Here is a 26,480-nt window from a genome sequence, read left to right as displayed (position 1 = left end):
AAATTGTGGTAATAAGCTCACGCCAGCGCCGCGTGAAAGGGCAAGACGAGGCATGACCCCGAAGGACAGTCGCGACGACATTCCCCTGTTGGTGGTGGATCTTGACGGAACTTTGATCCGGTCGGATACGCTGTTTGAATGCTTCTGGGCGGCGCTTTCGCAAAGCTGGGGCGCGATCCCCGTCGCGCTGCGCGCGCTTGGCCGGGGGCGCGCGGCGCTCAAGCAGGCGCTGGCCGCGCTTGGCCCACCCGATGCGGCCTATCTGCCCTATAACGAGGTGGTGCTCGACCATATCCGCGATTGGCGCGCGCGGGGCGGGCGCGCGGTTCTTGTAACCGCCGCCGATCAGGCCGTGGCCGACAGCATTGCCGCGCATCTGGGCCTTTTCGACGCCGCGCATGGCTCGGATGGGGAAAGCAATCTCAAGGGCGCGCAAAAGGCGCGGGTGATCGCGGATATCTACGGGGCCGAGCCGTATGCCTATATCGGCGACAGCAGGGCCGATCTGCCGGTCTGGGCGGGTGCGCGGCGCGCGATTACCGTCGATGCCCCCGCCGCGCTGCGCCAAAAGCTGGAAAAGACCGGCGTGCATGTCACGCATTTGCAGAGCGCGGGCGGGCGCGGCGCGTGGCTTGCGGCGCTGCGGCCGCATCAATGGCTCAAGAACCTGCTGGTTTTCGTGCCGATGATCGCGGCCCACGCGGTCGAGGGCGCGGTGATGGCGCAGGCGCTGCTCGCCTTTGTGGCCTTCTGTCTCGTGAGTTCGGCGGGCTATGTCTTCAACGACCTGATGGATCTGCGCGCCGACCGGGCGCATCCGCGCAAGGCGCGGCGCGCGATTGCCTCGGGCCGCGTGCCGATTGCGCGGGCCACGGTGATGGTGCCCATGCTGCTTGGGGGCGGGCTGGGGCTGGCGGCGCTGGGGGGCGGGCCGCTCCTGGCGATGATCGCGGGCTATTTCGGGCTTACGGTCACCTATTCACTCACGCTCAAGCGGGTCGCCATCGCCGATATCTGCACGCTGGCGGGGCTTTATACCATGCGCATCCTCGCGGGCGGGCTTGCCACGGGGCTCTTGCCCTCGGTCTGGCTGCTGGCGTTCTCGATGTTCTTTTTCGTGGCGCTGGCGGCGATCAAGCGGCAGGCCGAGCTTGTGGACCTTTTCGGCCGTGGCCTGCCCGTGGCCGAGCGGCGCGGCTACACGGTCGAGGACCTGCCGCTTGTGAGACAGGTGGCGGTGGCCTCGGGCTATGTCTCGGTGCTGGTGCTGGCGCTCTATCTCGACGCGCCGACGGTGCAACGGCTTTACGGCGCGCCGTGGCTCTTGTGGGGGATTTGCCTGGTGCTGCTCTACTGGATCACGCGGGTGGCCCTCATCACCAGCCGGGGGGGGATGCATGACGATCCGATCGTGTTCGCGCTGCGCGACCCGGTAAGCCTTGTCTGCCTTGGCCTCATGGGTGGGCTTGCCGCCGGGGCGGCGCTGTTGTGAGGGGGCGCACGCTCATTTTGCGCTACGCGGCTTTTGCTGTGGTGGCGGTGCTGGTCAACCTCGCCACGCAGCGCGCGGTGCTGTCGCTGCCTTGGGCGGTGCCGGGGTTCGGGCTGGCGGTGGCGATTGCGGCGGGCACGCTGACCGGGCTGGTGGTCAAATACCTGCTCGACAAGCGCTGGATATTCCTGGACCGCGAGACGGGCATGGCCGCGCATGGCCGGAAATTCGCGCTTTACACGGCGATGGGGCTGGTGACGACGGCGCTGTTCTGGGGCAGCGAAACGGCGTTCTGGCTGATCTGGCGCACGGATGCCATGCGCGAGGCGGGCGCGGTGCTGGGGCTGGCGGTGGGCTATGTGACCAAGTATCACCTCGACCGGCGGTTCGTCTTTGCACCTGCGGCGGCGGCACCGGGGGGCGCGGCATGAGGCTTGCAGGCTGGGGCCGTTATCCCGTCGCCGACTGCGCGGTGAGCACCCCGCGCGACGAGGCCGCCTTGCGCGCGGCGCTGGCGGGCGGGCCGATGATCGCGCGGGGCAATGGCCGCGCCTATGGCGACAGCGCGCTGAACCGGCGCAACACTGTGTCGATGCGGCGGCTTGACCGGATGCTGGGCTTTGACGCGAAAACCGGGCAGCTTGTGGCCGAGGCAGGCGTTTTGCTGGGCGACATCATCGCCGCCTTCCTGCCGCGCGGCTGGTTTCCCGCCGTCACCCCCGGCACGCAATTCGTGACGCTGGGCGGGGCCATCGCCGCCGATGTGCATGGCAAGAACCACCATATCGACGGCGGTTTCGGCAATTTCACCGACTGGATCGAGGTGATGGGGCCAGATGGCACGGTGACGCGCGCCTCGCGCGAGGAGAATGCCGCGCTGTTTGCGTGGACCGTGGGCGGCATGGGGCTGACGGGCGTGATCCTGCGCGCGGCCATTCGCCTGCGCCCGGTGGAGACCGGCTGGATACGTCAAGCCTCGCGCGCGGTGCCCGATCTCGCGGGGGCGATGGCGGCGTTCGAGGAAGCCGCCGACGCGCCCTATTCGGTGGCCTGGATCGACTGTCTGAGCCGGGGCGCGGCGCTGGGCCGGTCGGTCGTCATGCTGGGCGAGCACGCCCCCCGCGAGGCCCTGCCGATGCGCTATCGGCAGGTGCCGTTCGGCCCGCCGCCGGGGCGCAGGCTGCGCCTGCCCCTCAACGCGCCGGGCTTTGCGCTCAACCGCTGGACGGTGACGGCGTTCAACGCGCTCTATTATCGCGCGGGCGCGCGCAACAGCGGCACCTCCCTTGTCCCGTGGGAGAGCTATTTCTACCCGCTCGACGGGATCTTGGGCTGGAACCGCATCTATGGCCGGCGCGGCTTTGTGCAGTTTCAATGCGTCCTGCCCGAGGCGGGGGCGCGCGCGGGGCTTGCCGCGCTCTTGACGGCGATTTCGGCCTCGGGGCAGGGCTCTTTCCTGTCGGTGCTCAAGAAACTCGGGCCTTCGCAGGGGCGCTTTTCCTTTCCGATGCCGGGGTATACGCTGGCGCTGGATTTCCCGGTATCGCAGAAGGTGCTCACGCTCATGCAGACGCTCGACCGCATCACGCTCGACCATGGCGGGCGGTTCTACCTCGCCAAGGATGCCCGCATGTCGGCGGATACGCTTCATGCCTCTGACCCGCGCGCGGCGGGCTTCGCGCGGATGCGGAGCGAGAGCGGCGCGGCGGGGGCCTTTGCCTCGATGCAATCCGAAAGGCTTGGCCTGTGAGTGTTGATCCGGTTCTCATCCTCGGCGGGCGCTCGGATATCGGGCTGGCGCTGGCGCGCGCCTATGCCGCCCAGGGCCACCCCGTGCAGTTGGCGGCGCGCGATGCGGCAAGCCTTGCGCCCGAGCAGGCGGATATCGCCCTGCGCCACGGGGTGGAGGTGAGCCTGCACGAATTCGACGCGCTGGATACCGACGGTTTCGAGGCGCTGCTCGACAGCCTGCCCGCGCTGCCGGGGATCGCTATCTCGGTGGTGGGGCTGATGGGCGATCAGGCCGAGAGCGCGCGCGACACAAGCGCCGCACGCCGCGTCATCCGCAGCAATTTCGAGGGGCCCGCCACGATGCTGGCGGTCATCGCCAACCGGTTCGAGGCGCGCGGCCATGGCCTCATCATCGGCATAAGCTCGGTCGCGGGCGAGCGCGGGCGCGCCACCAACTATGTCTACGGCGCGGCCAAGGCCGGGTTTACCGCCTATCTTTCGGGGCTGCGCAACCGGCTGGCAGGCAGCGGCGTGCATGTGATGACGGTTCTGCCCGGCTTTGTCGCCACGCGCATGACCGAGGGGATGGACCTGCCCGAGCGGCTCACCACCGATCCCGACACGCTCGCGCGGCGGGTGCTGCGCGCGGGGCGCGCGCGGCGCAATGTGATCTATGTCTCGCGCATCTGGTGGCTGGTGATGGCGATCATCCGCGCCATCCCCGAGCCGGTGTTCAAACGGCTGCGGCTGTAGGTATACCCCTCTGTCACGGGCAATGATTGATGGCCCGGACCTGCCATTCCGGCCCTTGGCGGTGCAGCTCTGTCACCGATAGCGGCTCGATGCGGTGGCCGAACGCCTCATAGGCGGTGAGCCCGAGCGCCGCCTGCACCTGCGTCAGGATCACCCCCATATGCGCCACCGCAACGATATCGCGCCCCGGATGCGCCGCCAGAATCCGCGCCACTGCGCGGCCCACGCGGGCCGATACCTCGTGCCAGCTTTCGCCGCCGGGCGGGCGGATATCGCCGGGTGCGTCCCAGAAGGCGCGCAGGCGGGTCTGGTCGGGGATGGCGTCGAAGGCCTGCAACTCCCACGCGCCGAAATGGATTTCGCGCAGGTCGGGATCATCCGCAAGCCGCGCGCGCGGCCCGGTGATGGCATCTGCGGTGGCGCGCGCGCGGGTGAGATCCGACGAGATCACCAGCGCCCCTTCGGGCAGATGCGCCGCCAGCCGCGCCAGCCGGGGCGCATCGGTCAGATCGGCGGGCAGGTCGGACCAGCCGACCATCCCGCGCGCATGGGTGGGGCCGTGGCGCACCCAGTAAAACCGGCTCATGGCAGCGCCCCCTTGAGCACCTGCGGCAGCCCCGCGATGACATTGACCACCAGCCCCGCGCGCGCGGCCAGCCGCTGGTTGAGCTCGCCCTGTGCGCGCTGGAACGCCCGCGCCAGCGCGTTTTCCGGCACCACCGACAGGCCCACCTCGTTGGAGACCACCACCACCGGCGCGGCGCAGGCGTCGAGCGCGGCCATGAGCGCGGCCTCGGTCCCGGCCAGATCGCTGCCCGCCAGCATGTGATTGGAGAGCCACATCGTCGCGCAATCGAGCAGCACCACCTCGCCCGCCGTCACCGATCCAAGCGCGGGGCCCAGATCGCGCGGGGCCTCGACGGTCCGCCACGCCGCATCGCGCCGCGCGCGGTGCTGGCGCAGCTTGGCGCGCATCTCATCGTCATGCGCACGGGCGGTCGCCAGATAGACCGGGGCAAGGCCGGTGCGCCGCACAAGCCCCTCGGCAAAGGCGGATTTTCCCGAGGCGGCCCCGCCAAGAACCAGGGTGAGCCGCGATAACATGAGCCTCATACTCTCCATATTGTGATCCGATTGCGCTTTGCCTGCGTAACACCCGGTGAAATGCTCGGAAAGAGGGCTCTTGCACCAGACGCATGACAGGGGGATCACATGCCGCTCGATGCACCGCAAAACCGGTCCATGTCCCGCACCGCGATGAAGGCGGAGATGCTGGACGCCGAAACAGAGCTTGCGCTGGCTTATGCCTGGCGCGACCAGCGTGACGAGGCGGCGCTGCACCGGCTCATCACCGCCTATATGCGGCTGGCGATTTCGATGGCGTCGAAATTCCGCCGCTACGGCGCGCCGATGAATGACCTTATCCAAGAGGCGGGCCTTGGCCTGATGAAGGCCGCCGACAAGTTCGACCCCGATCGCGGTGTGCGGTTTTCCACCTATGCCGTGTGGTGGATCAAGGCGTCGATCCAGGATTACGTGATGCGCAACTGGTCGATGGTGCGCACCGGCTCTACCTCGTCGCAAAAGTCGCTTTTTTTCAACATGAAGCGGGTTCAGGCCCGGATCGAGCGCGAGGCGATGGCCAATGGCGAGGCGCTCGATGGCCACCAGTTGCGCGAGATGATCGCGCATGAGGTGGGCGTGCCGCTGCGCGATGTCGAGATGATGGAGGGGCGGCTCTCGGGCGGGGATTTCTCGCTCAACGCCACCCAATCCACCGAGGAGGACGGGCGCGAATGGATCGACACGATCGAGGATGACGGCGCGCGCGGCGATGAATTGGTGGAGCGCGATCACGACCGGCGCGCGCTGCGCGACTGGCTGGGCGCGGCGATGACCCATCTGACCGAGCGCGAGCGTTTCATCGTGCGCGAGCGCAAGCTGCGCGAGGTGCCGCGCACGCTCGAAAGCCTTGGTGAGGAGTTGAACCTCAGCAAGGAGCGCGTGCGCCAGATCGAGGCGGCGGCGTTCCAGAAGATGCGGCGCTACCTTGAAAAGTACGCCGGAGAGGTGCAAACGCTGCTGGCATGATGCTGCGCCTTGCCCTTGGATTTTGCCTCGCCGCCCTGCCTGCGGCGGCGCAGGATGTGTGGATTCTGGGCGAGGTCCACGACAACCCCGCCCATCACGCGATGCAGGCCGATCGCGTGATGGCCATCGCGCCGCGCGCGTTGGTTTTCGAGATGCTGAGCGAAGCGCAGGCCGACCGCGTCAGCCCCGCGCTCATCGCCGACCGGCAAGCGATGGCCGAGGCGCTTGATTGGGCGGCAAGCGGCTGGCCGGATTTTTCCATGTATCATCCCATCTTCGTGGCCGCACCTGAGGCCGCCGTATATGGCGCGCAGGTGCCGCGCGAAGAGACGCGCGCGGTGTTTGATGGAGGGCTGGCCGAGAGCTTTGGCGACGGGGCGGCCACCTATGGTCTGACCGAACCGTTGCCCGAGACTGAGCAGGCCGCGCGCGAGGCGTTGCAGATGGCCGCGCATTGCGATGCCCTGCCAGAGGAGATGCTGCCCGGCATGGTCGCGGTGCAGCGCCTGCGCGACGCGGTGCTGGCGCGTGCCGTGGTGCAGGCGATGGAGGAAACCGGCGGGCCGGTCGCCGTCATCACCGGCAACGGCCACGCGCGCCGCGACCGGGGCGTGCCTTCGTATCTGGGTCGCGTCGCGCCCGATCTGGAGGTCTTCGTGCTGGGCCAGACCGAGGATGGCGCGCCGCTTCAGGGCGGCTTTGACGAGGTGGTATCGACCCCGGCGGTGGACCGCCCCGATCCCTGCGCGGCGTTTCGATAGGGGGAGGGCATTTTTGGCCTGATGTGGACGGTCATGCTTGGGGCTGAGCCGCGCGGTGCCCGTCCGAGGGGACTTCGCCTTGAATGTCCCCTCAACGCCAGTCACGACACTTGCCGCATCGCATCCTACTCCATCGCAGGCTGCCCTCCCCTTTGGCACCATCTGCCAGATATCAAACACCCCCGGCCCTTGCGCCGGTTTTATGCGCGCCCTAGTCTCGGCGCGTATCTGTTGGAGGAGCCCATGCCCGGCGCGTCACGTATCTTGCTGATTATCGGCGGCGGTATCGCGGCCTACAAGGCGCTCGACCTCATCCGCCGCCTGCGCGAGCGGGGGCACAGCGTTACGCCGGTGCTGACGCGCGCGGGGGCGGAGTTTGTCACGCCCTTGTCGGTGTCGGCCTTGGCGGGGCGCAAGGTCTACTCGGACCTGTTCGACCTGACCGACGAGGCCGAGATGGGCCATATCGAACTCAGCCGCTCTGCCGATGTCATTGTGGTTGCGCCCGCCACCGCCGACCTGATTGCCAAGATGGCGCAAGGCCATGCCGATGATCTGGCCTCGACGCTTCTCTTGGCGACCGATACGCCCGTCCTGCTCGCGCCCGCGATGAACGTGCGCATGTGGCAGCACGCCGCCACGCAGCGCAACATCGCCACGCTGCGCGGTGACGGGATCGGCTTTGTCGGCCCGAATGAGGGCGACATGGCCTGTGGAGAGCATGGCCCCGGTCGCATGGCCGAAGTGCCGCAGATCGTGGCGGCTGTCGAGGCGGGGCTGGCCGATGGCCCCCTCACGGGGCGGCGCATCCTTGTCACCTCGGGGCCGACGCATGAGCCTATCGACCCGGTGCGCTATCTCGCCAACCGCTCGTCGGGGGCGCAGGGCACGGCGATTGCCCGCGCGCTGGCGGCGCTTGGGGCCGAGGTGGTCTTTGTCACCGGTCCCGCCACCGTGCCGCCGCCCGAGGGGGTGGAGGTGATCCGCGTCGAGACCGCGCGCGAGATGCTGGCCGCCGTTGAGCGGGCCTTGCCCGCCGATGCCGCCATATTCGCCGCCGCCGTGGCCGATTGGCGCGTAGCGCGCGAGAGCGACCGCAAGATGAAGAAGACCGGGGGCGCGCTGCCGCACCTCGAATTTGCCGAGAACCCCGATATCCTCGCCACGGTGAGCGCGCTGGCCGAGGGGCGGCCGCGCCTCGTGGTGGGCTTTGCCGCCGAGACCGATGACGTAGTGGCAAACGCCACCGCCAAGCGCGCGCGCAAGGGCTGCGACTGGATCGTGGCCAATGATGTGAGCGCCGCCACCGGCATCATGGGCGGGGCCGAGAACGCGGTGACGATCATCACCGCGGAGGGCACGGAGGCCTGGCCGCGCATGGGCAAGGCCGAGGTGGCGGCGCGCCTCGTCGAGCGGATCGCGCAGGCGCTGGCGTGAGAGATCTGGATATTTTGGGCAAGATGAAGGGGGGCCTATGCTAGGTATCCAAGTGGCCTGGGACGAGGGGGCGGATCGCTCGCTGGGCCTGCCCGCCTATGCCACGGCGGGGGCGGCGGGGGCGGATCTGCGCGCCAATTTTCCCGACCGGGGGGCCGCGGTGCTGGTGCCCGGCGCGCGGGTGCTGGTGCCCACGGGGCTGCGCATCGCGGTGCCCGCAGGCTACGAGGTGCAACTGCGCCCGCGCTCGGGGCTGGCGCTGAAGCACGGGATCACCCTGCCCAACAGCCCCGGCACCATCGACAGCGACTATCGCGGGCCGCTGGGGGTGATCGTGATGAATGCAGGCGACGCGCCGTTCGAGATCACCCATGGCGCGCGTATCGCGCAGATGGTGGTGGCCCCGGTGGTGCAGGCGCGGTTTGTCCCGGTCGAGGTGCTGGACGAGACCGCGCGCGGCGCGGGCGGCTTTGGCTCCACGGGGATTGGTTGATGTTGTTGGTGCTGGTCATGGCTGCCGTGCTCTGGGGCGTGGGCGCGGCGATGGGCACGCCCCGGCCCCTGCGCTGGGGGATGATCGCGGGGCTTTGGGTCGCTGTCACGCTGGCGCATCTGGTGCTGCCTGCGGGGCATCCGATCCGCATGGCCACCGGCGAGGAGGCCGCGCTCTGGCTGATGATTGGCGGCGCGGCGGGGTTGGTGCTGATCTATCGCGCGGGGCTTGGGTGGTTGCGCGCGCGTGCGGGGGCGCGGGTGGCGGCGGTTGCCGCGCCTAGGCCGCTGTTTTCAGAGGCGGAGCTTGACCGCTATGCCCGCCACATCGTGCTGCGCGAATTGGGCGGGCCGGGGCAGAAGGCGCTGAAACAGGCGCGGGTCCTGGTGATCGGGGCGGGGGGGCTGGGATCGCCTGTCTTGCTTTACCTCGCCGCCGCCGGGGTGGGCACCATTGGCGTGATCGACGATGACGAAGTGGATAATTCCAACCTGCAACGGCAAGTTATCCACAGGGATGAGGACATCGGTTGTCTAAAAGTGGAATCGGCCATGCGTGCGATGCAGGCGCAAAACCCCGCTGTCACGGTCCGCCCCTATGGCCGCCGCCTGACGCCCGAGATCGCCGCCGACCTGTTTGCCGAGTATGATCTGATCGTGGACGGCACCGATAATTTCGCCACCCGCTACCTGGCCAATTCTACCGCAGCTTCGCAAGGCAAGCCGTTGATTTCCGGCGCATTGTCGCAATGGGAGGGGCAGGTGAGCGTGTTTGATCCCGCGCGCGGCGCGCCCTGTTATCAATGTATCTTTCCCGAGGCCCCCGCATCGGGCCTAGCGCCGTCCTGCGCCGAGGCGGGCGTGCTTGGGCCGTTGCCCGGCGTGGTGGGCTCGATGATGGCCGCCGAGGCGATCAAGGTCATCACCGGGGCGGGCACGCCGCTTCGCGGTGAGATGCTGATCTATGACGCGCTGTATGGCGAGAGCCGCAAGATCGCGCTGCGGCCCCGCGCCGATTGCCCGGTTTGTGGCAGACAAGGAGAGAGAGATGAGCAACCCGCTGCTGGCTGAGTGGACCGCGCCCTTTGGCCTTGCGCCGTTCGACGCAATTTCCGACGCGGATTTCGCGCCCGCGTTTGACGCGGCCCTGGCGCAGGCGCGCGCCGAGATGCAGGCGATTGCCGACGCGCCCGAGCCGCCCACATTCGCCAACACTATCGAGGCGCTGGAGGTCTCGGGGAAGGCGCTTGACCGGGTGCTGTCGGTGTTTTTCACCGTGGCCGGGGCCGACAGCAATTCGGCGCGGCAGGCGTTGCAGCGCGATTTCGCGCCGAGGCTGGCGGCGTGGTCGTCGGAGCTTTATGGCAACAAGGCGCTTTATGCCCGGATCGAGGCGTTGTGGCAGGCGCGCGATACGCTCGGGTTGTCGCCCGAGGAGGCGCGGCTCTTGCTGCTCACGCGGCGGGGGTTCGTGCGCGCGGGGGCGGCGCTGACGGGCGCGGCAGAGGCGCGGATGCGCGCGATCATGGCGCGGCTGGCAGAGCTTGGCACGGCCTTCACGCAGAACCTGCTCGCCGACGAGGCGGGCTGGCGGATGGAACTGGGAGAGGGCGATCTTGATGGCCTGCCCGATTTCGTGATCGAGACCGCCCGCGCGGCGGGGCGCGAGGCGGGGCTTTCGGGGCCGGTCATCACGCTGTCGCGCTCGCTCATCGTGCCGTTTTTGCAATTCTCGGACCGGCGCGACCTGCGCCGTCGGACGTTTGAGGCCTGGGCCGCGCGCGGGGCGATGGGCGGCGCGACCGACAATCGCGCCATTGCCGCCGAGACGCTCGCGCTGCGCGAGGAGCGCGCGGCGCTTTTGGGCTATGACAGCTTTGCCGCCTACAAGCTGGAGACGCAGATGGCGGGCACGCCGCAGGCGGTGCGCGATCTGCTGATGGCGGTGTGGGAGCCTGCGCGCGCGCAGGCCGGACGCGACGCCGAGCGGCTCACCGCGATGATGCGCGCGGACGGGATCAATGGCGAATTGGAGCCGTGGGACTGGCGCTATTACGCCGAGAAGCGGCGGCAGGCGGAGCATGATCTCGACGAGGCGGCGGTGAAGCCATACCTGTCGCTTGACGCGATGATCGGCGCGGCGTTCGACTGCGCGCATCGCCTGTTCGGGCTGGAATTCGCGCCCCTCGACGTGGCCCTATACCACCCCGATTGCCGCGCCTGGGAGGTGACGCGCGCGGGCCGTCACGTCGCCGTTTTCATCGGCGATTATTTCGCGCGCGCCTCGAAACGCTCGGGCGCATGGTGTTCGGCCATGCGCGGGCAGGCAAAGTGGCCAGAGGCTCAGGGGCCGGTGGTCATCAACGTGTGCAATTTCGCTAAGGGCGACCCGGCGCTGCTCAGCTATGACGACGCGCGCACGCTGTTTCACGAATTTGGTCACGCGCTGCACCAGATGCTGTCGGATGTGACCTACGAATCGCTGTCGGGCACCAATGTGGCCCGCGATTTCGTGGAATTGCCCAGCCAGCTTTTCGAGCATTGGCTGGAGGTGCCCGAGGTGCTGGAGCGCCACGCCCGCCATGTCGAGACCGGCGCGCCGATGCCGAAGGATCTGCTCGACAAGGTGCTGGGGGCGGCCAATTTCGATATGGGCTTTCAGACGGTGGAATATGTCGCCTCGGCGCTGGTCGATCTGGCCTTTCACGAGGGCACGCCGCCCGACGATGTCATGGCGCGGCAGGCCGAGGTGCTGGCCGATCTGGACATGCCGCCCGCCATTGCCATGCGCCATGCCAGCCCGCATTTCGCGCATGTCTTTGCCGGGGATGGCTATTCCTCGGGCTATTACAGCTACATGTGGTCCGAGGTGATGGATGCCGATGCCTTTGCCGCCTTTGACGAGGCGGGCGGTGCCTTTGACGCCGGCTGCGCGGCGGCGCTGGAGCGGCATATCCTGTCGCGCGGCGGGTCCGAGGAGGCGGGCGCGCTTTACGAGGCGTTTCGCGGGCGGATGCCGGGGGTTGCGGCGCTGCTGCGGGGGCGCGGGCTGGCGGGGTGAGCGAGGGGCCGGGCCGGCGGCCCCCGGTCATGTATCACGCGCGCCGGTCCTTGGGCGAGCCCATCACCACATAGGACGTGATCGCGTTGACCTGCGGCAGCGTGCCCAGAACATCGGTGTGAAACCGCTTGTAGGCGGGCAGGTCGGTGGCCTCGACGCGCAGCATGTATTCCACCGCGCCGGTGATGTTGTGGCATTCCACCACCTCCGACGCGCGGTTCATCGCACGTTCGAACGCCTCCTGGCTGGCCTTGGTGTGGCTGCTGAGGCCGACGGTGATATAGGCGGTAAAGCCCACGCCCATCGCGGCCCGGTCGAGCACCGCGCGATAGCCCGCGATCACGCCGCGCCGCTCAAGCTCCTGCACCCGGCGCAGGCAGGCCGAGGGCGAGAGACCCACGCGATCGGCAAGGTGCAGGTTGCTGATCCGGCCATCGCGGGTGAGTTCTTGCAATATACGGGTGTTTATCTCATCCATGGGGCGATTTTATTGCATAATAAAATATATATAGCAATAAAACGCAATCCAAATGCGCAACACTCCGCATAGTGTTGCACGCATGACCATTGAGCTTCTTACCGCGCTTGCGACCTTCGCCTTTGTCACCGTCATCACGCCGGGGCCGAACAACCTGATGCTGATGGCGTCGGGGACCAATTTCGGCTTCTGGCGGAGCATTCCGCATATGCTGGGGGTGGGTCTTGGCTTTCCGATGATGGTGGTGGGCGTCGGGCTGGGGGTGATGCAGGTCTTTGATATCTGGCCTGCGAGCTATATGCTGCTCAAGCTGGCCTCGGTGGCCTATCTGCTTTGGCTGGCGTGGAAAATCGCCCATGCCGCGCCGCCCGCCTCGGCAGAGGCCGCCCCCGAGGGCCGCCCGCTCACCTTCCTGCAATCGGCGGCGTTCCAGTGGGTCAACCCCAAGGCCTGGAGCATGGCGCTCTCGGCGATCACGCTTTATGCCACGGGCCGCGATCTGGCGGCGGTTCTGTGGGTGGCGGGGGTCTACGTGGCCTGCGGCACGATCAGCACCACGAGCTGGACGGTGCTGGGCCAACAGATGCGCAGGCTGCTGCGCAACCCGGCGCGGTTGCGGCTTTTCAACCGGGTGATGGCGGTGCTTTTGGTGGCGACGCTGGTGCCGGTTCTGTGGCCTGCGGGGTAGGGGGCGCGTGCGCCAGACCTGCCCGCGCCGTCGCGGCATGTCGCGCTTGATTTTCCCCCCGTAACCGCCTAAACGGCGCGCGGAGCAAAACCGGGCCCGGTGGCCCCCCAACTGACAAGGTGCCCTGAGAGATGGCAAAGGAAAAGTTTGACCGTTCGAAACCGCATGTGAACATCGGCACGATCGGCCATGTTGACCACGGCAAGACGACGCTGACGGCGGCGATCACCAAGTATTTCGGCGATTTCCGGGCCTATGACCAGATCGACGGCGCGCCCGAGGAAAAGGCGCGCGGGATCACGATCTCGACCGCGCATGTGGAATACGAGACCGAAACCCGCCACTACGCCCACGTCGATTGCCCCGGCCACGCCGACTATGTCAAGAACATGATCACCGGTGCCGCGCAGATGGATGGCGCGATCCTGGTGGTGAACGCCGCCGACGGCCCGATGCCGCAGACGCGCGAGCATATCCTGCTGGGCCGCCAGGTGGGTATCCCCTTCATGGTGGTTTACCTCAACAAGGTCGACCAGGTCGATGACGAGGAGCTGCTGGAACTGGTCGAGATGGAAGTGCGCGAGCTTCTGACCTCCTACGACTATCCCGGCGACGATATTCCGATCGTCAAGGGCTCTGCTCTGGCGGCGATGGAGGGGCGCGACCCCGAGATCGGTGAAAACTCGATCCGCGAGCTGATGGCGGCGGTGGACGCGTATATCCCGACGCCCGCGCGCGCCGTGGACCTGCCGTTCCTCATGCCGATCGAGGACGTGTTCTCGATCTCGGGCCGCGGCACGGTTGTGACCGGTCGGGTCGAGCGTGGCGTTGTCAACGTGGGCGACGAGCTTGAGATCGTGGGCATCCGCGACACCCGCAAGACCACCTGCACCGGCGTGGAAATGTTCCGCAAACTGCTGGATCGCGGCGAGGCGGGCGACAATATCGGCGCGCTTCTGCGCGGTGTCGCACGCGAGGATGTCGAGCGTGGCCAGGTCCTGTGCAAGCCGAAATCGGTGACGCCGCACACCAAGTTCGAGGCCGAGGCCTATATCCTGACCAAGGAAGAGGGTGGCCGTCACACGCCGTTCTTTGCCAACTACCGCCCGCAATTCTACTTCCGCACCACGGATGTGACCGGCACGGTGGAGCTGCCCGAGGGCACGGAAATGGTGATGCCCGGCGACAACCTCAAATTCGGCGTCGAGCTGATCGCGCCGATCGCGATGGAAGACGGGCTGCGTTTCGCCATCCGCGAAGGCGGCCGCACCGTCGGCGCGGGCGTCGTGTCGAAGATCATCGAGTGATCGCAGATCGCGCGATGATCCCGAGACGCGCCATCGGGCCTGTGTCGAAGATCATCGAGTGATCGCAGATCGCGCGATGATCCCGAGACGCGCCATCGGGCCTGTCGGCAAGATCATCGAGTAATTACCCCTAAGGGGTGAGAAAAAGCGGGGCGTGCGCAGCGATGCGCGCGCCCCTTCCCGCGTGGTGGCGATTGCAAATCCGCGCGAAGCCCGCCATATACCTCGCGGCAGATCGGAAGGCTTGAGCGCGATGACCAACTATCTCGACTTTGAAAAACCCCTCGCCGAGATCGAGGGCAAGGCCGAAGAACTGCGCGCGCTGGCGCGCGCCAACAAGGAGATGGACGTGGAGCAGGAGGCCGGCGCGCTTGATCGCAAGGCCGCCGACCTGCTGCGCGATCTCTACAAGTCGTTGACGCCGTGGCGCAAATGCCAGGTGGCGCGCCACCCCGACCGCCCGCATTGCAGCGATTACATTGCCGCGCTCTTTACCGAATACACGCCGCTGGCCGGGGACCGCGCCTTTGGCGAGGACGAGGCCGTGATGGGCGGGCTGGCGCGACTCGGGGATCGCCCGGTCATGGTGATCGGCCACGAGAAGGGGCACGATACGCAAAGCCGGCTCACCCGTAATTTCGGCATGGCCCGGCCCGAGGGCTATCGCAAGGCGGTGCGGCTGATGCAGATGGCCGACCGGTTCGGCCTGCCGGTGGTGACGCTGGTGGACACGCCCGGCGCCTATCCCGGCAAGGGCGCCGAGGAGCGCGGGCAATCCGAGGCCATCGCGCGCGCGACCGAGACCTGCCTGAGTATCGGCGTTCCGCTGGTCTCGGTCATCATCGGCGAGGGCGGATCGGGCGGCGCGGTGGCCTTTGCCAGCGCCAACCGCGTGGCGATGCTGGAACATTCGGTCTATTCGGTGATCTCGCCCGAGGGCTGCGCCTCGATCCTGTGGAAGGATGCCGAGAAGATGCGCGAGGCCGCCGAGGCGCTGCGCCTTACCGCGCAGGATCTGGAGCGGCTCGGCGTGGCCGATCGCATCATCCCCGAGCCGCTGGGCGGCGCGCATCGCGACCGCAAGGCGACCATTTCGGCGGTTGGCACGGCGATTTCGGCGATGATCGACGGGCTGGCGGCCAAGGACCGCGCCGCCCTCATCCGCGACCGCCGCGAGAAATTCCTCAAGCTGGGGGCCAAGGGGCTGGCGGCCTGAGCACGCTCACGCGCCCGCCCGCCGCGCGGCCAGAAGCGTTGCCAGCGGGCCGATCACCTCGAAGATCACGGTTGTCGCGATGGTCAGCCCGAGGATCAGATCGGCCTGCGCGGGAAATTCCCGTGCGGCGATGAGCGCCATGCCGACGGCCACGCCGGCCTGCGGCAGCAGCGCCACGCCATACCATGCGCGATGCGCCGGCGGTGCCTTTGCGACCGTGCCGCCGATCCAGCCGCCCGCCAGCCGCCCGGCGATGCGCAGCGCGACATAGCCCACCACGACTGTCCCCAGCGTGGCGATCTGGCCGATGTCGAGCGAGGCACCGGCCAGCACGAAGAACAGGATCATGAACGGCCACTGGATGTGCTCGATCTCGTGAAAGGCGCGCTCGTGGTGATGCGCGCGATTGGCGATCACCGCCCCCGCCGCCATCCCCGCCAGCAGGAACGACACCTCCGCCACAAGCGCCAGCCCTGCGGTGAGAAACACCACGCCAAGCGCCTCGGTCAGTTGCGGCTCGCCCGGTGCCAGACGACCGGTGAGATGCGCCGCAGGCAGCCCGATCATCAGCCCCAGCCCCAGCGCCCCGCCGATTTCCCACAGCGCGCGACCGAGATGTGACATATCGACGGCGCTGCCCATGCCGGCGGCCACCACCATCGCAAGCGAGAAGGTCAGAAGCCCCCAGGCGTCGTCGATGGCGACGATGCCCCGCACGCGATCGGCAAACGGGCCGCGCGCGCCCGATTGGCGCAGCGCATCCTGCGTCGCGGTCGGGTCGGTCGCGGTGGCGATCGCCCCGAGCAGCAGCGCCACCGGCGCGGGCAGGCCCAGGAGCCACAATCCCCCCGCCACCAGCACCACCGTGGCGATCACGACCATGATCGAGACCGCGAGGATCGCGCGCCCGTGCCGTTGCAGCGTGCCGAGGGTGAGCGCGTTGCCCAGGAGGAACGCCACCATCGTCAGCGCCGTCACCGACAGGATGTCGTAGAGCGCGCGCAGATCCGCCGGGATGAGATCGAGGCCCGCGCCCCCCACCGCCATGCCACAGATCAGCAGCAGCGTCACCCGTGGCAGGCGCGTGCGCCGCCCGATCGTGTCGGCGGCGAGTCCGGCGAGAAAGATCACGCCCAGCGTGATGAGGATGGGGGCAAAATCCATGCCTCAGCCCACCAGCATCCGCAGCCCCTGCGTCACGTCCGAGCGCACGGCAAGCCGCAGGCTTGGCTCGTCGCCCGCCTTGAGCGCGGCGATGATGAGGCGGTGGAAATGCGGCGGCTCCTTGTGGCGCAGCCGCCCGTAGAGTGCGCGCATCGTGGGGCCGAGTTGCAGCCACACGGTTTCGGCCATCGCCAGCATCGCCGGGGCCTGCGCGCGCAGGTAGAGCGTGCGGTGAAATTCGAGGTTGCGCCGGATATAGGCAATGGCGTCGCGCCGGGCGATATCCTCGGCGATGCGCGCGTTGATCGACTGAAGCCGGTCGATCAGCGCGAGATGCGCGCGCGGCAGGGCGCGGCTTGCCAGTTCAACCTCCAGGAGCGAGCGCAGCGCCGCCAGCTCCTCGATCCGGTCATTGCCAAGCTCCGGGGTCGCCACGCGGCCCGAGCTTGACAGCGTCAGCGCCCCCTCGGCGACAAGCCGACGCAGCGCCTCGCGCGCGGGCGTCATCGACACCTCGTATTCGGTCGCGATGCCGCGCAGGGTAAGCGCCTGACCGGGGGCAATCTCGCCATGCATGATGCGCGTGCGCAAGCCCCGATAAAGACGGTCATGGGCCGCCGGGGCCGGATCGGGGCGGGGCGAGATCAGCATGGGACCATGTGATCACAAATCGCGGGCCAGTCAACCATCCGAAGCAGTCAATCATCAAAGCCGGTCACTCAAACCGATAGCGGTGCAAGCCCGCCCCCTCGCGCCGGAGCCATGCGCGCGGGGCATCATAGCCGGGCAGAAGCCGCGCCACCACCGCCCAGAAGGCGGGCGAATGGTTCATCTCGGCAAGATGCGCCACCTCATGCGCAGCGACATAGTCGAGCACCTCGGGCGGCGCGAGAATCAGCCGCCAGGAATAGCTGAGCGCGCCCTGCGCCGAGCACGACCCCCAGCGCGAGCGCGTGTCGCGCAAGGCAAGGCGGCTGTAGCCCAGCCCCAGCCGCTGCGCGTGATGGTCCGACGCCGCCGCCAGTCGGTCGCGCGCCCGTGCCCGCAGCCACGCGCGCAGGCGCGGGGCCAGCATGTCTTCCGCCCCCGGCACATGCACCAGGCCACGCCCGAGCCGCACCTGCCGCCCCGATCCCGGCACGACCTCGCATAGCTCGCCCTCGATGGGCAGCATTGCCCCCGGTGCGATGGTCACGCCAGAGGGCTGCGCGGCCAGCGTCCGGCGCAGCCAGTCGGCGCGGCTCCGGGCAAAGCCGAGCGCCTCGGTTTCGCTCACGCCCTGCGGCACCGTGAGCGTCACCTGACCGTCAAGCCCCGACACCCGAAGCGACAGCCGCCGCGCCCGCCCGCTCTTGCGCAGGGTCAGGGCAACGGGGGGGTTGCCGGGAAGGAGATGCTGGCCCATATAGCCTCCGATGAGCGTGACACCGCGCCCGCCTCAAAGCCTTTGACAGTTGCCAGAGGTTATGGCAGGTGCGCCGGATCGTGTGCAAGATCGACAGTTGAAAAGAGGATCATCCATGCCCAAGGAAGAATGGGGCGTCAAGCGTGTCTGCCCGACCACCGGCAAGCGTTTCTACGACCTGAACAAGGATCCGATCGTCAGCCCCTATACGGGCGAAGTGGTCGAGATCGTGTCGGGCAAGTCGCGCGCCATGACGCCCGACGCCGAGGATGCGGTCACCAAGAAGCTCAAGGCCTCGACCAAGGAAGACGACAGCGGCGACCTGATCGAGGATGACGCGGTCGATGTCGAGCTTGACGATGACCTGCTCGAGGATGACGACGAGGATACCGTCTCGCTCGACGATATCGCCGACGTGGAGTCTGACGAGGACATGTAATCCCGCGCGGGCGGGATTTTCCTCTTGATCCCGCCCGCCGCCTTGTCTAATCACCGGCGCACGGCCCGCGAGGGCCGAAATTTCGGGGCCTTAGCTCAGCTGGGAGAGCGCTTGCATGGCATGCAAGAGGTCAGGGGTTCGATCCCCCTAGGCTCCACCAAATTTCCTTGATCCCAGGCGTGACGCGGTGAATGCACCGAGAAACGCGCCCGTGCCGTCGGCCAGCAGATCACCCCATTCCGCCGCGCGGCCGGTCAGGGGCTGGATGATCTCGATCACCCCGCCATAGGCCAGCGCGGCAAGCGCCACGGCGCGCCACATGCGCGGATAGCGCCAGGCCAGCGGCCCGCAGAGCGCCGCGAAGGCGACGCCATGCGCCAGCTTGTCGAGACCGGGTATGCCAGCAGGCCCCGGCATCTGCGGCATGAGCGTCAGCAGCGTGATCGCGAGGGTGAGAAGGGCGGTCAGAATATAAGCCATGAGCACCCACTAAACACCCGCTTCGCGCCGGGCAAGGACGGTCTCAGAAGTCGAACAACTCTTCGAGGAATCCGCCGCGTTTCTTGCGCGGCTTGCCGCCGTATTTTCCGCCGTGTTGGCCGCCGTATTGGTCCCGGTGGTCGCCCCTGTCATCGCTCCGGTGGTCGCCCATGTCGCGCGGCGGGGCTTCGGCCAGGGCCGAGCGGTCGATGATCTTGTCAAGCTCGCCGCGGTCGAGCCAGACGCCCCGGCATTGCGGGCAATAGTCTATCTCGACCCCGGCGCGCTCTGCGAGCACCAGCGCGGTTCCGTCAATCGGGCATTGCATCGCTATCCTCCTGTCCGTGATTGTCCCAAAGGCAGGTGGGGGCCGGGGTGCCATTTGGCAACCCCTTGCCTTAGCGAATCACATGCACCGCGCAGGTGGCGTGGCGGACGACCTTGGCCGCGGTCGAGCCAAGCAGCAGATCCTGCATTCCGGGCCGGTGGCTTGCGATCACGATGCAATCGGGTTTGTGGCTTTCGGCCCAATCAAGGATGGTGCGCGCCGAATGGCCAGACACCACATGGGCGCTGGCATCGGGCAGCGCCTCGGCCATTTCCGCGAGGCGCGTCTCGATGGTGTGGCGCGCATCGTTTTGATAGCCTGCGGGCAGGTAGGAGGCTGCATAGGCGGGCACCTGCTCGATCACATGCAGCAGGCTGATATGCCCGTCATCGCCCGCCAGAAGGCGCGCAAGGGCGAGGGCACCGGCGCTGTCGCGCTCGGCATCGAAGGAAACGGGCACCAGAACATGGGCATACATCGGATTGTCCTTTCGCGTTGATTTCTCGCAGTATTGCGCGAAGCGGGCCGCGCCGCCTTGATCCAGATCACTCCTGCGCGGCGCGCATCTGCTCGGCGATCTGCGCCGCCCATTCGCCGATGATCGGCAGGAACTCGATCTGGCTCAATGACCAGACCAGCACCGACAAAAGCACCGTCGCCCCCAGCACCGTGCCGAGCCCCACCGCCAGCCCGCGCGCGAAATTGAACGCCAGAAGGCGCGGCAGGTTGTTGTGGATACGCACGAACCGGTGGCTGTTGAGCCGCTCTACCTCGGCGCGCAGGGCGCGGATTTCCCCGGCAAGCACGTCGGTTTCGGGCGTTTTTCCCGTCACAGAACGCTCACCACGTCATACATCACCGGCTCGAACCCCTTGCACAGGGCGTTGATGTCGCGGTTGCGCGCGCGCATCTCCTCGGTGCGCAGCATCGCGAGGAAATCCTCGCGCGCGTGCCACTGGGAATAGTTGGCGATGCGGGTCTGCGCGTCGTTGACATGCAGCGCTGCGGCGATGAAACCGGGCTGTTTCGAGATCACCTCGCGATAGGCCACGCTCAGCAGATCGAGCACATCGGCGCAGGTGCCGGGGGTGACCTCGAATGTGGTGAGCACGGTCTGATGAGAGCGGTCGGGGCTGATGGTAAGCATGGCGCTGTCCTCCTGAACCAGAGGTAGCACGTCGCGCCGCGCCGGTAAATTCCGCAGCACTCTTAACCCTCGGTTTACCCTTCTTAACCCACAGTTAAGGCGGAGGTAACCATGTCCTCACGGCTGGTCTTGCTGCTCGTCGTGCTACCGTGGCTGGCCACGGCGGCGATGGGCGGCGCGTGGCCAAGGGCCAAGGGCGAGGGGTTTCTCGCCACCTCGGCAACGGTCGAGGAAAGGGACGAATTCGGCCTCTACCGCCAAAGCTTCAGCCTCTACGCCGAATATGGGGCCACCGAGCGGCTGACCTTCGGGGTCGATCTGGGCGGCGATGCGCAGCGCATGACCAAGGCCATCGTCTTTCTGCGCTGGCCGCTGCGCGATTCCGTGCGCAAGACGAGGCTCGCGGCCGAATTCGGGCTGGGGCAGGTCGAGGAGGAAAACGCCCTGCGCCCCGGCCTCTCCATCGGGCGCGGCATCACCATCGGCAAGCATCACGGCTGGCTCAATGCCGATACCCGCGTGATCCTCTGGCAGGGCGGCGCCGCCTTCGAGGCCGATTTCACCGCGGGCCTGTCCCTTGGCACGCGCGTCAAGGCGATCATGCAGCTTCAGGCCGGGCTGCCCAATCAAGGGCAAGACTACCTGCGCCTTGCCCCCTCTCTCGTCTACGAGATGCGCCCCGGCGCGCATCTCGAGCTTGGCCTCACAGAGCCGCTTTCGGGCGGCGGCGCTCGCGGCGTCAAGCTTGGCCTCTGGCGCAAGTTCTGAGCCCTCAGAGCGGATCGTCCATCCGCACCGTGGCCAGCACCGTGCCGCGCACCGCCGTGCCCCAGCGCAGGTTGACCCGGTCCTGATCCGGCCCCTGCCGCCCCTGCGTGTAGGGCATCGCGAAATGCCTCGCCCCCGAGGCCGTGGTGATCGGCCCCTCGACCACCACCGCATCCACCGATTTGGCCCAGCCCCGGAACGGCAGGTGCGGGGCCGGGTTTATCACCCATGTCTCGGCGGCGCTTGCCTGTGTGTGCCGCAGCAAAAGCGGGTTCTGCGTGTCGATATTGACGTTGCTGAAACTGTTGCCTGCGAACAGGATATTGCGCACCCGGTCATGATTCAGATCGGCAAAGCTCGTATCGACCCGCTCCACCCGGTCGATATTGCCGGCGATGAGGCGGAAGGTGTTGCTGGTCACGCTCAGCCCGTTGATGAAATGCCCCGGCCCGTGCGGCTTGACGGTGATGAAGGTGAACCACGGCGCGGTGCTTTGCGACAGAAACACGTTGCCGGTGATGCTCAGCGTGCTGAACGAGAATTCGCTGGCGAAATCGGGGGCGGCGTCGTGCTCGTTGCTCCATTCCACCGAGCAATCGCAGATGTAATTGCCGGTGATCGTGCCGCGATTGTTGGTCCGCGTCAGCACGAACCCGGCCATGCGCGGCCCGATGGGGCCGCCATCGCCCTGAAAGACGTGGTTGCCCGAGATGATCGAACTGCTGCCCGCCATCACCGCGAAATGCCGCAAATGCATCGCCCGGTTGTTGCGGATCTTGAGGTCGTTGGCATTGGCGTTAAAGCCCACCGAGACGCGATCGGCCACCAGCAGCGGGCTTTCGTTCGACAGGAACTGGCAACGGTCGATCATCATGCCCTGATCGCCCTCGCCGTGGCTGGTGATGCCGCGATCCTTGGGGCGGGTGAAGAAACAGTCGCGGAAGTGGTTGGCCGAGCCTTGCGGCGGCAGCAGCACGGCGCTGCAATCGCCCGCGCACTGGAAATCCACCTCCGAGATCACCATGCGCGAGACATCGGCAAACCCGCTGAAATCCAGCATGTATTTGAACCGCCGAAAGGTAAAGACCTGCGTGCCCGCGGCATCGAATAGTGGCTGGCTGAGCGTGATCCGCCCCGCCGCGATATCGCGCGACGTGACATAGACCTCGCGGCCCACGCCATTGCCCTCGACCAGCGATCCCACGGCGATATTGGCCACATCCGCCACGTTCGACAGGCGCCGCGTGTTGCTCTCCGGCGCATAGGTGGCCTGCGATGTTACCACATCTGTGTCCCATGCAGGTGTCGGAAAGACCGAGAATTGCCCGTTCTGGATGACGTGACGCTGGTTATAGGTGGTGCGGTTGCCCACGGCGGCCTGCATGTCGACTGGTTCGCGCAGCGCGACCTTGCGCCCCGCCAGATCGAGCGTGACATGGCCCGCGTTGTTCAAGAGCGCCTGATAGGCCTTCTTGAATGCCAGTTCGCTGTCGCCGAAGGCGTCGATATAGGCGGGCAGGTCGAAATTCTTGGTCAGCGACAGGATTGCCGCATCGGGCATCACCACCGTGCCCTCGAACCGGATACGGGCCTGAATGGTGGTGCTTGATCCGAGGAAATAGGTGCCTGCGGGCACGATGATCTCGCGGCCCCCGGCGGCGGTATCGGCGGCCTCGAACGCGGCGTGATCATCCGTCACCCCGTCGCCGATGGCCCCGAAATCGCGCACGTCCACGGTGGCGATCACGTCGCGCAGGAAGAACCGGCTGACATCCTCGATCTCGATATCGTCGATCCGCACCACGCCGCCCGATGGCCCGGTGAGATCAAGCCCGAAATGGCCGAAGACCGCCTGCGGCCCCCAGACCATGTCAACGCCCATGCGCTGCCCGGTGCCGACGATGGCGGCAACCTCGACCACCTCGCCATAGGTCGTCAGCGTCACCTGCGGCCCCGTGACCGTCACGCCAGGGAGCGCGGCACCCCCCGCGCCCCCGGCAAAGGCGGCGATGCGAACATTGGGCAGGTTGCCCGCGATGGCCTTGATCCGCGCGCGGATGCGCAGGTAACAGCCGGGCAGGATCGGCGTCTCGGCCATGTAACGCAGGCGCTGCACCGCCTCGATCTTCTGCACTTCCAGCGCGCCGCCGAAATCCTGATCGGCGGGGACAAAGGCCGCGTTGGCGGCCCCGTCATAGGTGGCCGAGCCGGGCCGCCCGTCGCCGCTCGACCATTGGTCAAGCCCCGCCGCAAAGGGCTGGGGCATGAAGATGATGCCTTGGGTGATTGCCTTGTTCATGGGGGTCCCTTTCCATCTGCCGCTCATGGGCCACTCATGGGCCGCGCGCCAGGAAAGGGAGGTATCAACGTGCCGTTAACCGGGTCTCAGCCCACCGTGACGGTGGGCCGCCGGGCGATTACACGTTTGTCTCGGGGGCCTCGCGGATGCGCACGCCGTTGATCCGGAGCGCGCCCTCAATCTCGATCATCTCGTATTCGGCGATAAAGCCGCGCCCCGCCGCGTCGCGCAGGAAAACGTCCTGCCAGAGCCGCCCCCCCACCTCGCGCGCCTCCAGAAAGGTCACCTCCGAGGGCCGCCACACCATCGGATAGCCCTCGCGCACCATCCGCCCGAAAATCTCGGGAGTCTGGAACTTGCCTTGAATGAACGGGCTGGCAAGGTCATAGGCGCGGGTCACGTCATCGGCCTGAAAGGCGGCAATCTGGTCGGCGATGACAGCGCGCGCGGCGCTGTCCTGCGCCTGAACAAGGCCCGGCAGCAGCATGGCGAAAAGGATCGACAAAACGGCGCGACGCATGGCATTTCCTCCGCTGTTGTGGCGCGTAGATAGCGCGTATCACCGCGCCTGCAAGCCTTCGAGAAAGGCCAGCAGATCGGCCATCGGCTGCGTGCTGCGGATCATCTCGCCGGTCTCGTCGCGAATGTCGAGCCGTGCACCCGCCAGCAGGTCGCCGTAAACCGGCATCTCGTTGCCATGCGCAAGGATCGGGTCGCGCCCGTCGATCCGCCAGATCACCCGCCTGCGTGGGAACGCCCCGTCATTTTGCGCGGCAAGCCGCGTGAGATCGGGCGGATCGACCGTCAGCACCCGCACCATTGGCCCGTCGCCCGCGCCGGTCGCGCCGTGGCAGGCGGTGCAATAGCGCGCATAAAGCCGCTCGCCGATGCGGGCATCCTGTGCCACAGCCCCGGTTGTCGTCCCGGTTGCGGCCAGACAGGCCAGTGTTGCAATCACCCGTTTCATGGCACCACCACCCGGCCCTGATCGAGCCGCACCACGCGATCCATCCGCGCCGCAAGATCGAGGTTATGCGTGGCAATCAGCGCCGCCAGCCCCTCACCCCGCACCAGCGCCTCCAGCGTGGCAAAGACCTGTTCGGCGGTGCCGGGATCGAGGTTGCCGGTCGGCTCGTCGGCCAAAAGCAGGCCGGGCCGGTTCGCGAGCGCGCGGCAGAACGCCACCCGTTGCTGTTCGCCCCCCGACATCGCCGCCGGACGGTGCTCCGCGCGCGCCGCCACCCCTACCTCGGCCAGAAGCGCGCGCGCCCGCGCCTCGGCCTCGCGGCGCGGCACGGCATTGGCAAGCTGCGGCAGCATCACGTTCTCCAGCGCCGAGAATTCCGGCAGCAGGTGGTGGAATTGATAGACGAAGCCGATCTCTCGCCGCCGCAGCGCGGTGCGCCGCCGGTCACCGAGGCCGGTCACATCCGCGCCGTCGATCTCGACCGTGCCCGCATCCGCCGTATCCAGCAGCCCGGCGATGTGCAAGAGCGTCGATTTGCCCGCCCCCGAGGGCGCGACCAGCGCCACCATCTCGCCGCGCCCAACCGCAAGATCCACGGTCTGAAGCACGCGGATCTCGCCCACTTCGCCGCGATTATACCCCTTCTCGACGCCCGCAAGGCGCAGCATCGCGTCACTCATAGCGCAGCGCCTCCACCGGGTTCATCCGCGCCGCCCGCCGTGCCGGGAATATCGTGACGACAAAGCTCAGCCCCAGCGACAGCGCCACGGCGGTGCCCACGTCGCCTGCCTGCAATTTCGCCGGCAGGTGATAGATACCGCGGATCGACGGATCCCAGACCTGCCCGCCCATCATCATGTTCACAAAGGAAAAAACCGGGTCTATATAGATCGCGAAGAGGCATCCCAAAACCACCCCCGCCGCCGTGCCAAGAAGGCCGGTGAACGCCCCGCAGATGAAAAACACCCGCAGGATCGAGCCTTCGCTGAGGCCCATCGTGCGCAGAATACCGATATCGCGGCCCTTGTTCTTGACCAGCATCACCAGCCCCGAGGTGATGTTGAGCGTGGCAATGAGCACCAAAATCGAGAGGATCACGAACATCACGTTATCCTCCACCTCCAGCGCCCGCAGAAACGCGCCGCTGGAATCCCGCCAGGTCCAGACCAGCGCCCGCTCTCCGGCCGCGCGCAACAGATCGGGCACCAGCGCCTCGATGCGTTCGGGCGCGCGCACCATCACCTCGATCTCGTCTGCGCGCCCGTCGCGGTTAAAGAAACTCTGCGCCTCGGCAAAGGGCAGGTAGACGCGCACCCGGTCGATATCATAGCGCCCGGCGGTGAACACATAGACCACCTCGTAGGATTTGATCCGCGGGCTTGTGCCCAGCGGCGTCTTGACCCCGTCGGGCGAGATCAGGCGGATGCGGTCGCCCACGCCCAGCCCCAATTCGCGCGCCACGCCAGAGCCGATGGCGATGCCTTCGGCAAAGCGCGCGATGTCCCCCTGCGCCGTTTCCTGGTTGGCCACGCGCGGGATGGTGACAAGGTTTTCCGGCGCGATGCCGAACACCTCGACGCCCGCGTTGCGCCCCTGCGCGGTGGCCATCACCTGCCCCTTGACCAGCGGCGCGGCGCGGGTGACCTCGGGCAGCGCCCGCAGGCGCGCGGCTATCGCGTCATATTCGGCGATGGTGCGGTCGATGCGCCCCGTCACCGCATCGGCCTGCCCGGCCTGATAGACGGTGGCATGGGCATTGGCCCCAAGGATGGTATCGACGAACTCGGCCCGAAACCCCGAGCGCACCGACAGCGTGGCAATGAGCGCGAAAACCGCCAGCGTGATGCCGATGAGGCTGATCCAGGTCATCACGCTCACCCCGCCCTCGGCGCGGCGCGCGCGCAGGTAGCGCCACGCGATCATCCACTCAAACGCGGCAAAGGGGGGAGGGGTCGCGACCATTCCGGCTCCTGTCT

The 26,480-nt window shown here is 67.4% G+C and carries 31 protein-coding genes and 1 tRNA gene; 16 read left to right on the top strand and 16 right to left on the bottom strand.

The window, feature by feature from the left end; translation table 11 throughout:
* Positions 1–52 precede the first annotated feature (52 nt).
* Genes ABIE58_RS07640 through ABIE58_RS07625 form a run of 4 tightly spaced genes read left to right on the top strand, consistent with a single transcriptional unit; the run spans position 53 to position 3,976 of the window.
* Positions 53–1,492 (top strand): UbiA family prenyltransferase, encoded by a 1,440-nt coding sequence (locus ABIE58_RS07640; protein WP_354544114.1) that lies wholly within the window; start codon positions 53–55, stop codon positions 1,490–1,492.
* Complete coding sequence (locus ABIE58_RS07635; protein WP_354544113.1) at positions 1,489–1,923, top strand: GtrA family protein; 435 nt, start codon at positions 1,489–1,491, stop codon at positions 1,921–1,923. The genes ABIE58_RS07640 and ABIE58_RS07635 overlap by 4 nt, the downstream gene beginning before the upstream one ends.
* Positions 1,920–3,242 (top strand): FAD-binding oxidoreductase, encoded by a 1,323-nt coding sequence (locus tag ABIE58_RS07630; protein WP_354544112.1) that lies wholly within the window; start codon positions 1,920–1,922, stop codon positions 3,240–3,242. The genes ABIE58_RS07635 and ABIE58_RS07630 overlap by 4 nt, the downstream gene beginning before the upstream one ends.
* Positions 3,239–3,976, top strand: a complete 738-nt coding sequence (locus tag ABIE58_RS07625; protein ID WP_354544111.1) for an SDR family oxidoreductase — start codon at positions 3,239–3,241, stop codon at positions 3,974–3,976. Before ABIE58_RS07630 ends, ABIE58_RS07625 begins: the two co-directional genes overlap by 4 nt.
* A gap of 13 nt (positions 3,977–3,989) precedes the next feature.
* Here ABIE58_RS07625 and ABIE58_RS07620 read toward each other — a convergent pair whose 3' ends face one another.
* Positions 3,990–4,562 carry a histidine phosphatase family protein gene (locus ABIE58_RS07620; protein WP_354544110.1) on the bottom strand — a complete coding sequence of 191 codons (573 nt, stop codon included), beginning with the start codon at positions 4,560–4,562 and terminating at the stop codon, positions 3,990–3,992.
* Positions 4,559–5,089, bottom strand: a complete 531-nt coding sequence (gene cobU / locus ABIE58_RS07615) for a bifunctional adenosylcobinamide kinase/adenosylcobinamide-phosphate guanylyltransferase (RefSeq protein WP_354544109.1) — start codon at positions 5,087–5,089, stop codon at positions 4,559–4,561. The genes ABIE58_RS07620 and cobU overlap by 4 nt, the downstream gene beginning before the upstream one ends.
* A 99-nt stretch (positions 5,090–5,188) precedes the next feature.
* Between cobU and ABIE58_RS07610 the strand changes: the two genes are divergently transcribed.
* The 6 genes from ABIE58_RS07610 to ABIE58_RS07585 all read left to right on the top strand — a co-directional run bounded on the left by ABIE58_RS07610 (position 5,189) and on the right by ABIE58_RS07585 (position 11,818).
* Entirely contained in the window at positions 5,189–6,067 is an 879-nt protein-coding gene (locus ABIE58_RS07610) for an RNA polymerase factor sigma-32 (protein ID WP_354544108.1), read from the top strand.
* Complete coding sequence (locus ABIE58_RS07605) at positions 6,064–6,828, top strand: ChaN family lipoprotein (RefSeq protein ID WP_354544107.1); 765 nt, start codon at positions 6,064–6,066, stop codon at positions 6,826–6,828. Before ABIE58_RS07610 ends, ABIE58_RS07605 begins: the two co-directional genes overlap by 4 nt.
* 243 nt (positions 6,829–7,071) lie before the next feature.
* The gene (gene coaBC, locus ABIE58_RS07600; RefSeq protein ID WP_354544106.1) at positions 7,072–8,265 is read left to right on the top strand and encodes a bifunctional phosphopantothenoylcysteine decarboxylase/phosphopantothenate--cysteine ligase CoaBC; all 1,194 of its coding nucleotides are present in this window, start codon (positions 7,072–7,074) and stop codon (positions 8,263–8,265) included.
* Positions 8,266–8,302: 37 nt separating this feature from the next.
* On the top strand, positions 8,303–8,758 hold the full coding sequence (gene dut / locus ABIE58_RS07595) for a dUTP diphosphatase (protein ID WP_354544105.1): 456 nt from the start codon (positions 8,303–8,305) through the stop codon (positions 8,756–8,758).
* Complete coding sequence (locus ABIE58_RS07590) at positions 8,758–9,828, top strand: HesA/MoeB/ThiF family protein (protein WP_354544104.1); 1,071 nt, start codon at positions 8,758–8,760, stop codon at positions 9,826–9,828. The genes dut and ABIE58_RS07590 overlap by 1 nt, the downstream gene beginning before the upstream one ends.
* Complete coding sequence (locus ABIE58_RS07585; protein WP_354544103.1) at positions 9,806–11,818, top strand: M3 family metallopeptidase; 2,013 nt, start codon at positions 9,806–9,808, stop codon at positions 11,816–11,818. The genes ABIE58_RS07590 and ABIE58_RS07585 overlap by 23 nt, the downstream gene beginning before the upstream one ends.
* Positions 11,819–11,852: 34 nt before the next feature.
* On the opposite strand, the gene ABIE58_RS07580 is transcribed toward ABIE58_RS07585, so the two are convergent.
* Entirely contained in the window at positions 11,853–12,296 is a 444-nt protein-coding gene (locus ABIE58_RS07580) for an Lrp/AsnC family transcriptional regulator (RefSeq protein WP_354544102.1), read from the bottom strand.
* Between the two features lie 82 nt (positions 12,297–12,378).
* On the opposite strand from ABIE58_RS07580, the gene ABIE58_RS07575 reads away from it, so the two are divergent.
* From ABIE58_RS07575 to ABIE58_RS07565, 3 genes are all read left to right on the top strand, one after another.
* Positions 12,379–12,984, top strand: a complete 606-nt coding sequence (locus tag ABIE58_RS07575) for a LysE family translocator (protein WP_354544101.1) — start codon at positions 12,379–12,381, stop codon at positions 12,982–12,984.
* Positions 12,985–13,115: 131 nt separating this feature from the next.
* Positions 13,116–14,291, top strand: coding sequence for an elongation factor Tu (tuf, locus tag ABIE58_RS07570; RefSeq protein ID WP_354544100.1), 1,176 nt, complete (start codon positions 13,116–13,118; stop codon positions 14,289–14,291).
* A gap of 253 nt (positions 14,292–14,544) precedes the next feature.
* Positions 14,545–15,507 (top strand): acetyl-CoA carboxylase carboxyltransferase subunit alpha, encoded by a 963-nt coding sequence (locus ABIE58_RS07565; protein WP_354544099.1) that lies wholly within the window; start codon positions 14,545–14,547, stop codon positions 15,505–15,507.
* A gap of 6 nt (positions 15,508–15,513) precedes the next feature.
* Here ABIE58_RS07565 and ABIE58_RS07560 read toward each other — a convergent pair whose 3' ends face one another.
* The 3 genes from ABIE58_RS07560 to ABIE58_RS07550 all read right to left on the bottom strand — a co-directional run bounded on the left by ABIE58_RS07560 (position 15,514) and on the right by ABIE58_RS07550 (position 18,076).
* Complete coding sequence (locus ABIE58_RS07560) at positions 15,514–16,671, bottom strand: cation:proton antiporter (RefSeq protein ID WP_354544098.1); 1,158 nt, start codon at positions 16,669–16,671, stop codon at positions 15,514–15,516.
* A gap of 3 nt (positions 16,672–16,674) precedes the next feature.
* Positions 16,675–17,322: a GntR family transcriptional regulator gene (locus ABIE58_RS07555; RefSeq protein WP_354544097.1), complete on the bottom strand. Its 648-nt coding sequence runs from the start codon at positions 17,320–17,322 to the stop codon at positions 16,675–16,677.
* 64 nt (positions 17,323–17,386) lie between these two features.
* Positions 17,387–18,076 (bottom strand): M48 family metallopeptidase, encoded by a 690-nt coding sequence (locus ABIE58_RS07550; RefSeq protein WP_354544096.1) that lies wholly within the window; start codon positions 18,074–18,076, stop codon positions 17,387–17,389.
* Between the two features lie 115 nt (positions 18,077–18,191).
* Here ABIE58_RS07550 and ABIE58_RS07545 point away from each other — a divergent pair, with 115 nt between their 5' ends.
* Both ABIE58_RS07545 and ABIE58_RS07540 read left to right on the top strand, forming a co-directional pair.
* The gene (locus ABIE58_RS07545; protein ID WP_354544095.1) at positions 18,192–18,515 is read left to right on the top strand and encodes a TIGR02300 family protein; all 324 of its coding nucleotides are present in this window, start codon (positions 18,192–18,194) and stop codon (positions 18,513–18,515) included.
* Between the two features lie 84 nt (positions 18,516–18,599).
* Positions 18,600–18,675, top strand: a tRNA-Ala gene (locus ABIE58_RS07540).
* Here ABIE58_RS07540 and ABIE58_RS07535 read toward each other — a convergent pair.
* From ABIE58_RS07535 to ABIE58_RS07515, 5 genes are all read right to left on the bottom strand, one after another.
* A complete protein-coding gene (locus tag ABIE58_RS07535) occupies positions 18,663–18,995 on the bottom strand; it encodes a VanZ family protein (protein WP_354544094.1) in 333 nt (110 codons plus the stop codon). The genes ABIE58_RS07540 and ABIE58_RS07535 overlap by 13 nt on opposite strands.
* Positions 18,996–19,038: 43 nt before the next feature.
* Positions 19,039–19,323 carry a TFIIB-type zinc ribbon-containing protein gene (locus ABIE58_RS07530; RefSeq protein WP_354544093.1) on the bottom strand — a complete coding sequence of 95 codons (285 nt, stop codon included), beginning with the start codon at positions 19,321–19,323 and terminating at the stop codon, positions 19,039–19,041.
* 70 nt (positions 19,324–19,393) lie between these two features.
* The gene (locus tag ABIE58_RS07525) at positions 19,394–19,801 is read right to left on the bottom strand and encodes a universal stress protein (RefSeq protein WP_354544092.1); all 408 of its coding nucleotides are present in this window, start codon (positions 19,799–19,801) and stop codon (positions 19,394–19,396) included.
* Positions 19,802–19,868: 67 nt separating this feature from the next.
* Positions 19,869–20,156, bottom strand: a complete 288-nt coding sequence (locus ABIE58_RS07520) for a DUF5665 domain-containing protein (protein ID WP_354544091.1) — start codon at positions 20,154–20,156, stop codon at positions 19,869–19,871.
* Positions 20,153–20,470, bottom strand: a complete 318-nt coding sequence (locus tag ABIE58_RS07515; RefSeq protein WP_354544090.1) for an antibiotic biosynthesis monooxygenase family protein — start codon at positions 20,468–20,470, stop codon at positions 20,153–20,155. Before ABIE58_RS07515 ends, ABIE58_RS07520 begins: the two co-directional genes overlap by 4 nt.
* 111 nt (positions 20,471–20,581) lie before the next feature.
* Here ABIE58_RS07515 and ABIE58_RS07510 point away from each other — a divergent pair, with 111 nt between their 5' ends.
* Positions 20,582–21,238, top strand: coding sequence for a hypothetical protein (locus tag ABIE58_RS07510; RefSeq protein ID WP_354544089.1), 657 nt, complete (start codon positions 20,582–20,584; stop codon positions 21,236–21,238).
* Positions 21,239–21,242: 4 nt separating this feature from the next.
* Here ABIE58_RS07510 and ABIE58_RS07505 read toward each other — a convergent pair whose 3' ends face one another.
* The 5 genes from ABIE58_RS07505 to ABIE58_RS07485 form a co-directional block, all read right to left on the bottom strand.
* On the bottom strand, positions 21,243–23,537 hold the full coding sequence (locus tag ABIE58_RS07505; RefSeq protein ID WP_354544088.1) for a glycosyl hydrolase family 28-related protein: 2,295 nt from the start codon (positions 23,535–23,537) through the stop codon (positions 21,243–21,245).
* Positions 23,538–23,655: 118 nt separating this feature from the next.
* On the bottom strand, positions 23,656–24,057 hold the full coding sequence (locus tag ABIE58_RS07500) for a DUF4864 domain-containing protein (RefSeq protein WP_354544087.1): 402 nt from the start codon (positions 24,055–24,057) through the stop codon (positions 23,656–23,658).
* Positions 24,058–24,096: 39 nt separating this feature from the next.
* Positions 24,097–24,504: a c-type cytochrome gene (locus ABIE58_RS07495; RefSeq protein WP_354544086.1), complete on the bottom strand. Its 408-nt coding sequence runs from the start codon at positions 24,502–24,504 to the stop codon at positions 24,097–24,099.
* Positions 24,501–25,184 (bottom strand): ABC transporter ATP-binding protein, encoded by a 684-nt coding sequence (locus tag ABIE58_RS07490; protein WP_354544085.1) that lies wholly within the window; start codon positions 25,182–25,184, stop codon positions 24,501–24,503. Before ABIE58_RS07490 ends, ABIE58_RS07495 begins: the two co-directional genes overlap by 4 nt.
* Positions 25,177–26,466, bottom strand: a complete 1,290-nt coding sequence (locus ABIE58_RS07485) for a lipoprotein-releasing ABC transporter permease subunit (protein ID WP_354544084.1) — start codon at positions 26,464–26,466, stop codon at positions 25,177–25,179. The genes ABIE58_RS07490 and ABIE58_RS07485 overlap by 8 nt, the downstream gene beginning before the upstream one ends.
* Positions 26,467–26,480: the final 14 nt, after the last annotated feature.

The sequence above is a fragment of the Roseovarius sp. MBR-78 genome (genome assembly GCF_040547535.1).
Classification (GTDB): Bacteria; Pseudomonadota; Alphaproteobacteria; order Rhodobacterales; family Rhodobacteraceae; genus Roseovarius.
This window is presented reverse-complemented; position numbering and strand designations above follow the sequence as displayed.

Coding starts and splice junctions, on each gene's coding strand:
- ABIE58_RS07565 (WP_354544099.1), top strand. CDS start 14,545: ATGACCAACTATCTCGACTTTGAAAAACCCCTCGCCGAGATCGAGGGC.
- ABIE58_RS07560 (WP_354544098.1), bottom strand. CDS start 16,671: ATGGATTTTGCCCCCATCCTCATCACGCTGGGCGTGATCTTTCTCGCC.
- ABIE58_RS07575 (WP_354544101.1), top strand. CDS start 12,379: ATGACCATTGAGCTTCTTACCGCGCTTGCGACCTTCGCCTTTGTCACC.
- coaBC (WP_354544106.1), top strand. CDS start 7,072: ATGCCCGGCGCGTCACGTATCTTGCTGATTATCGGCGGCGGTATCGCG.
- ABIE58_RS07510 (WP_354544089.1), top strand. CDS start 20,582: ATGTCCTCACGGCTGGTCTTGCTGCTCGTCGTGCTACCGTGGCTGGCC.
- ABIE58_RS07605 (WP_354544107.1), top strand. CDS start 6,064: ATGATGCTGCGCCTTGCCCTTGGATTTTGCCTCGCCGCCCTGCCTGCG.
- cobU (WP_354544109.1), bottom strand. CDS start 5,089: ATGAGGCTCATGTTATCGCGGCTCACCCTGGTTCTTGGCGGGGCCGCC.
- ABIE58_RS07495 (WP_354544086.1), bottom strand. CDS start 24,504: ATGAAACGGGTGATTGCAACACTGGCCTGTCTGGCCGCAACCGGGACG.
- ABIE58_RS07610 (WP_354544108.1), top strand. CDS start 5,189: ATGCCGCTCGATGCACCGCAAAACCGGTCCATGTCCCGCACCGCGATG.
- ABIE58_RS07620 (WP_354544110.1), bottom strand. CDS start 4,562: ATGAGCCGGTTTTACTGGGTGCGCCACGGCCCCACCCATGCGCGCGGG.
- tuf (WP_354544100.1), top strand. CDS start 13,116: ATGGCAAAGGAAAAGTTTGACCGTTCGAAACCGCATGTGAACATCGGC.
- ABIE58_RS07530 (WP_354544093.1), bottom strand. CDS start 19,323: ATGCAATGCCCGATTGACGGAACCGCGCTGGTGCTCGCAGAGCGCGCC.
- ABIE58_RS07580 (WP_354544102.1), bottom strand. CDS start 12,296: ATGGATGAGATAAACACCCGTATATTGCAAGAACTCACCCGCGATGGC.
- ABIE58_RS07550 (WP_354544096.1), bottom strand. CDS start 18,076: ATGGGCCAGCATCTCCTTCCCGGCAACCCCCCCGTTGCCCTGACCCTG.
- dut (WP_354544105.1), top strand. CDS start 8,303: ATGCTAGGTATCCAAGTGGCCTGGGACGAGGGGGCGGATCGCTCGCTG.
- ABIE58_RS07525 (WP_354544092.1), bottom strand. CDS start 19,801: ATGTATGCCCATGTTCTGGTGCCCGTTTCCTTCGATGCCGAGCGCGAC.
- ABIE58_RS07500 (WP_354544087.1), bottom strand. CDS start 24,057: ATGCGTCGCGCCGTTTTGTCGATCCTTTTCGCCATGCTGCTGCCGGGC.
- ABIE58_RS07485 (WP_354544084.1), bottom strand. CDS start 26,466: ATGGTCGCGACCCCTCCCCCCTTTGCCGCGTTTGAGTGGATGATCGCG.
- ABIE58_RS07555 (WP_354544097.1), bottom strand. CDS start 17,322: ATGCTGATCTCGCCCCGCCCCGATCCGGCCCCGGCGGCCCATGACCGT.
- ABIE58_RS07590 (WP_354544104.1), top strand. CDS start 8,758: ATGTTGTTGGTGCTGGTCATGGCTGCCGTGCTCTGGGGCGTGGGCGCG.
- ABIE58_RS07490 (WP_354544085.1), bottom strand. CDS start 25,184: ATGAGTGACGCGATGCTGCGCCTTGCGGGCGTCGAGAAGGGGTATAAT.
- ABIE58_RS07535 (WP_354544094.1), bottom strand. CDS start 18,995: ATGGCTTATATTCTGACCGCCCTTCTCACCCTCGCGATCACGCTGCTG.
- ABIE58_RS07585 (WP_354544103.1), top strand. CDS start 9,806: ATGAGCAACCCGCTGCTGGCTGAGTGGACCGCGCCCTTTGGCCTTGCG.
- ABIE58_RS07505 (WP_354544088.1), bottom strand. CDS start 23,537: ATGAACAAGGCAATCACCCAAGGCATCATCTTCATGCCCCAGCCCTTT.
- ABIE58_RS07545 (WP_354544095.1), top strand. CDS start 18,192: ATGCCCAAGGAAGAATGGGGCGTCAAGCGTGTCTGCCCGACCACCGGC.
- ABIE58_RS07640 (WP_354544114.1), top strand. CDS start 53: ATGACCCCGAAGGACAGTCGCGACGACATTCCCCTGTTGGTGGTGGAT.
- ABIE58_RS07515 (WP_354544090.1), bottom strand. CDS start 20,470: ATGCTTACCATCAGCCCCGACCGCTCTCATCAGACCGTGCTCACCACA.
- ABIE58_RS07630 (WP_354544112.1), top strand. CDS start 1,920: ATGAGGCTTGCAGGCTGGGGCCGTTATCCCGTCGCCGACTGCGCGGTG.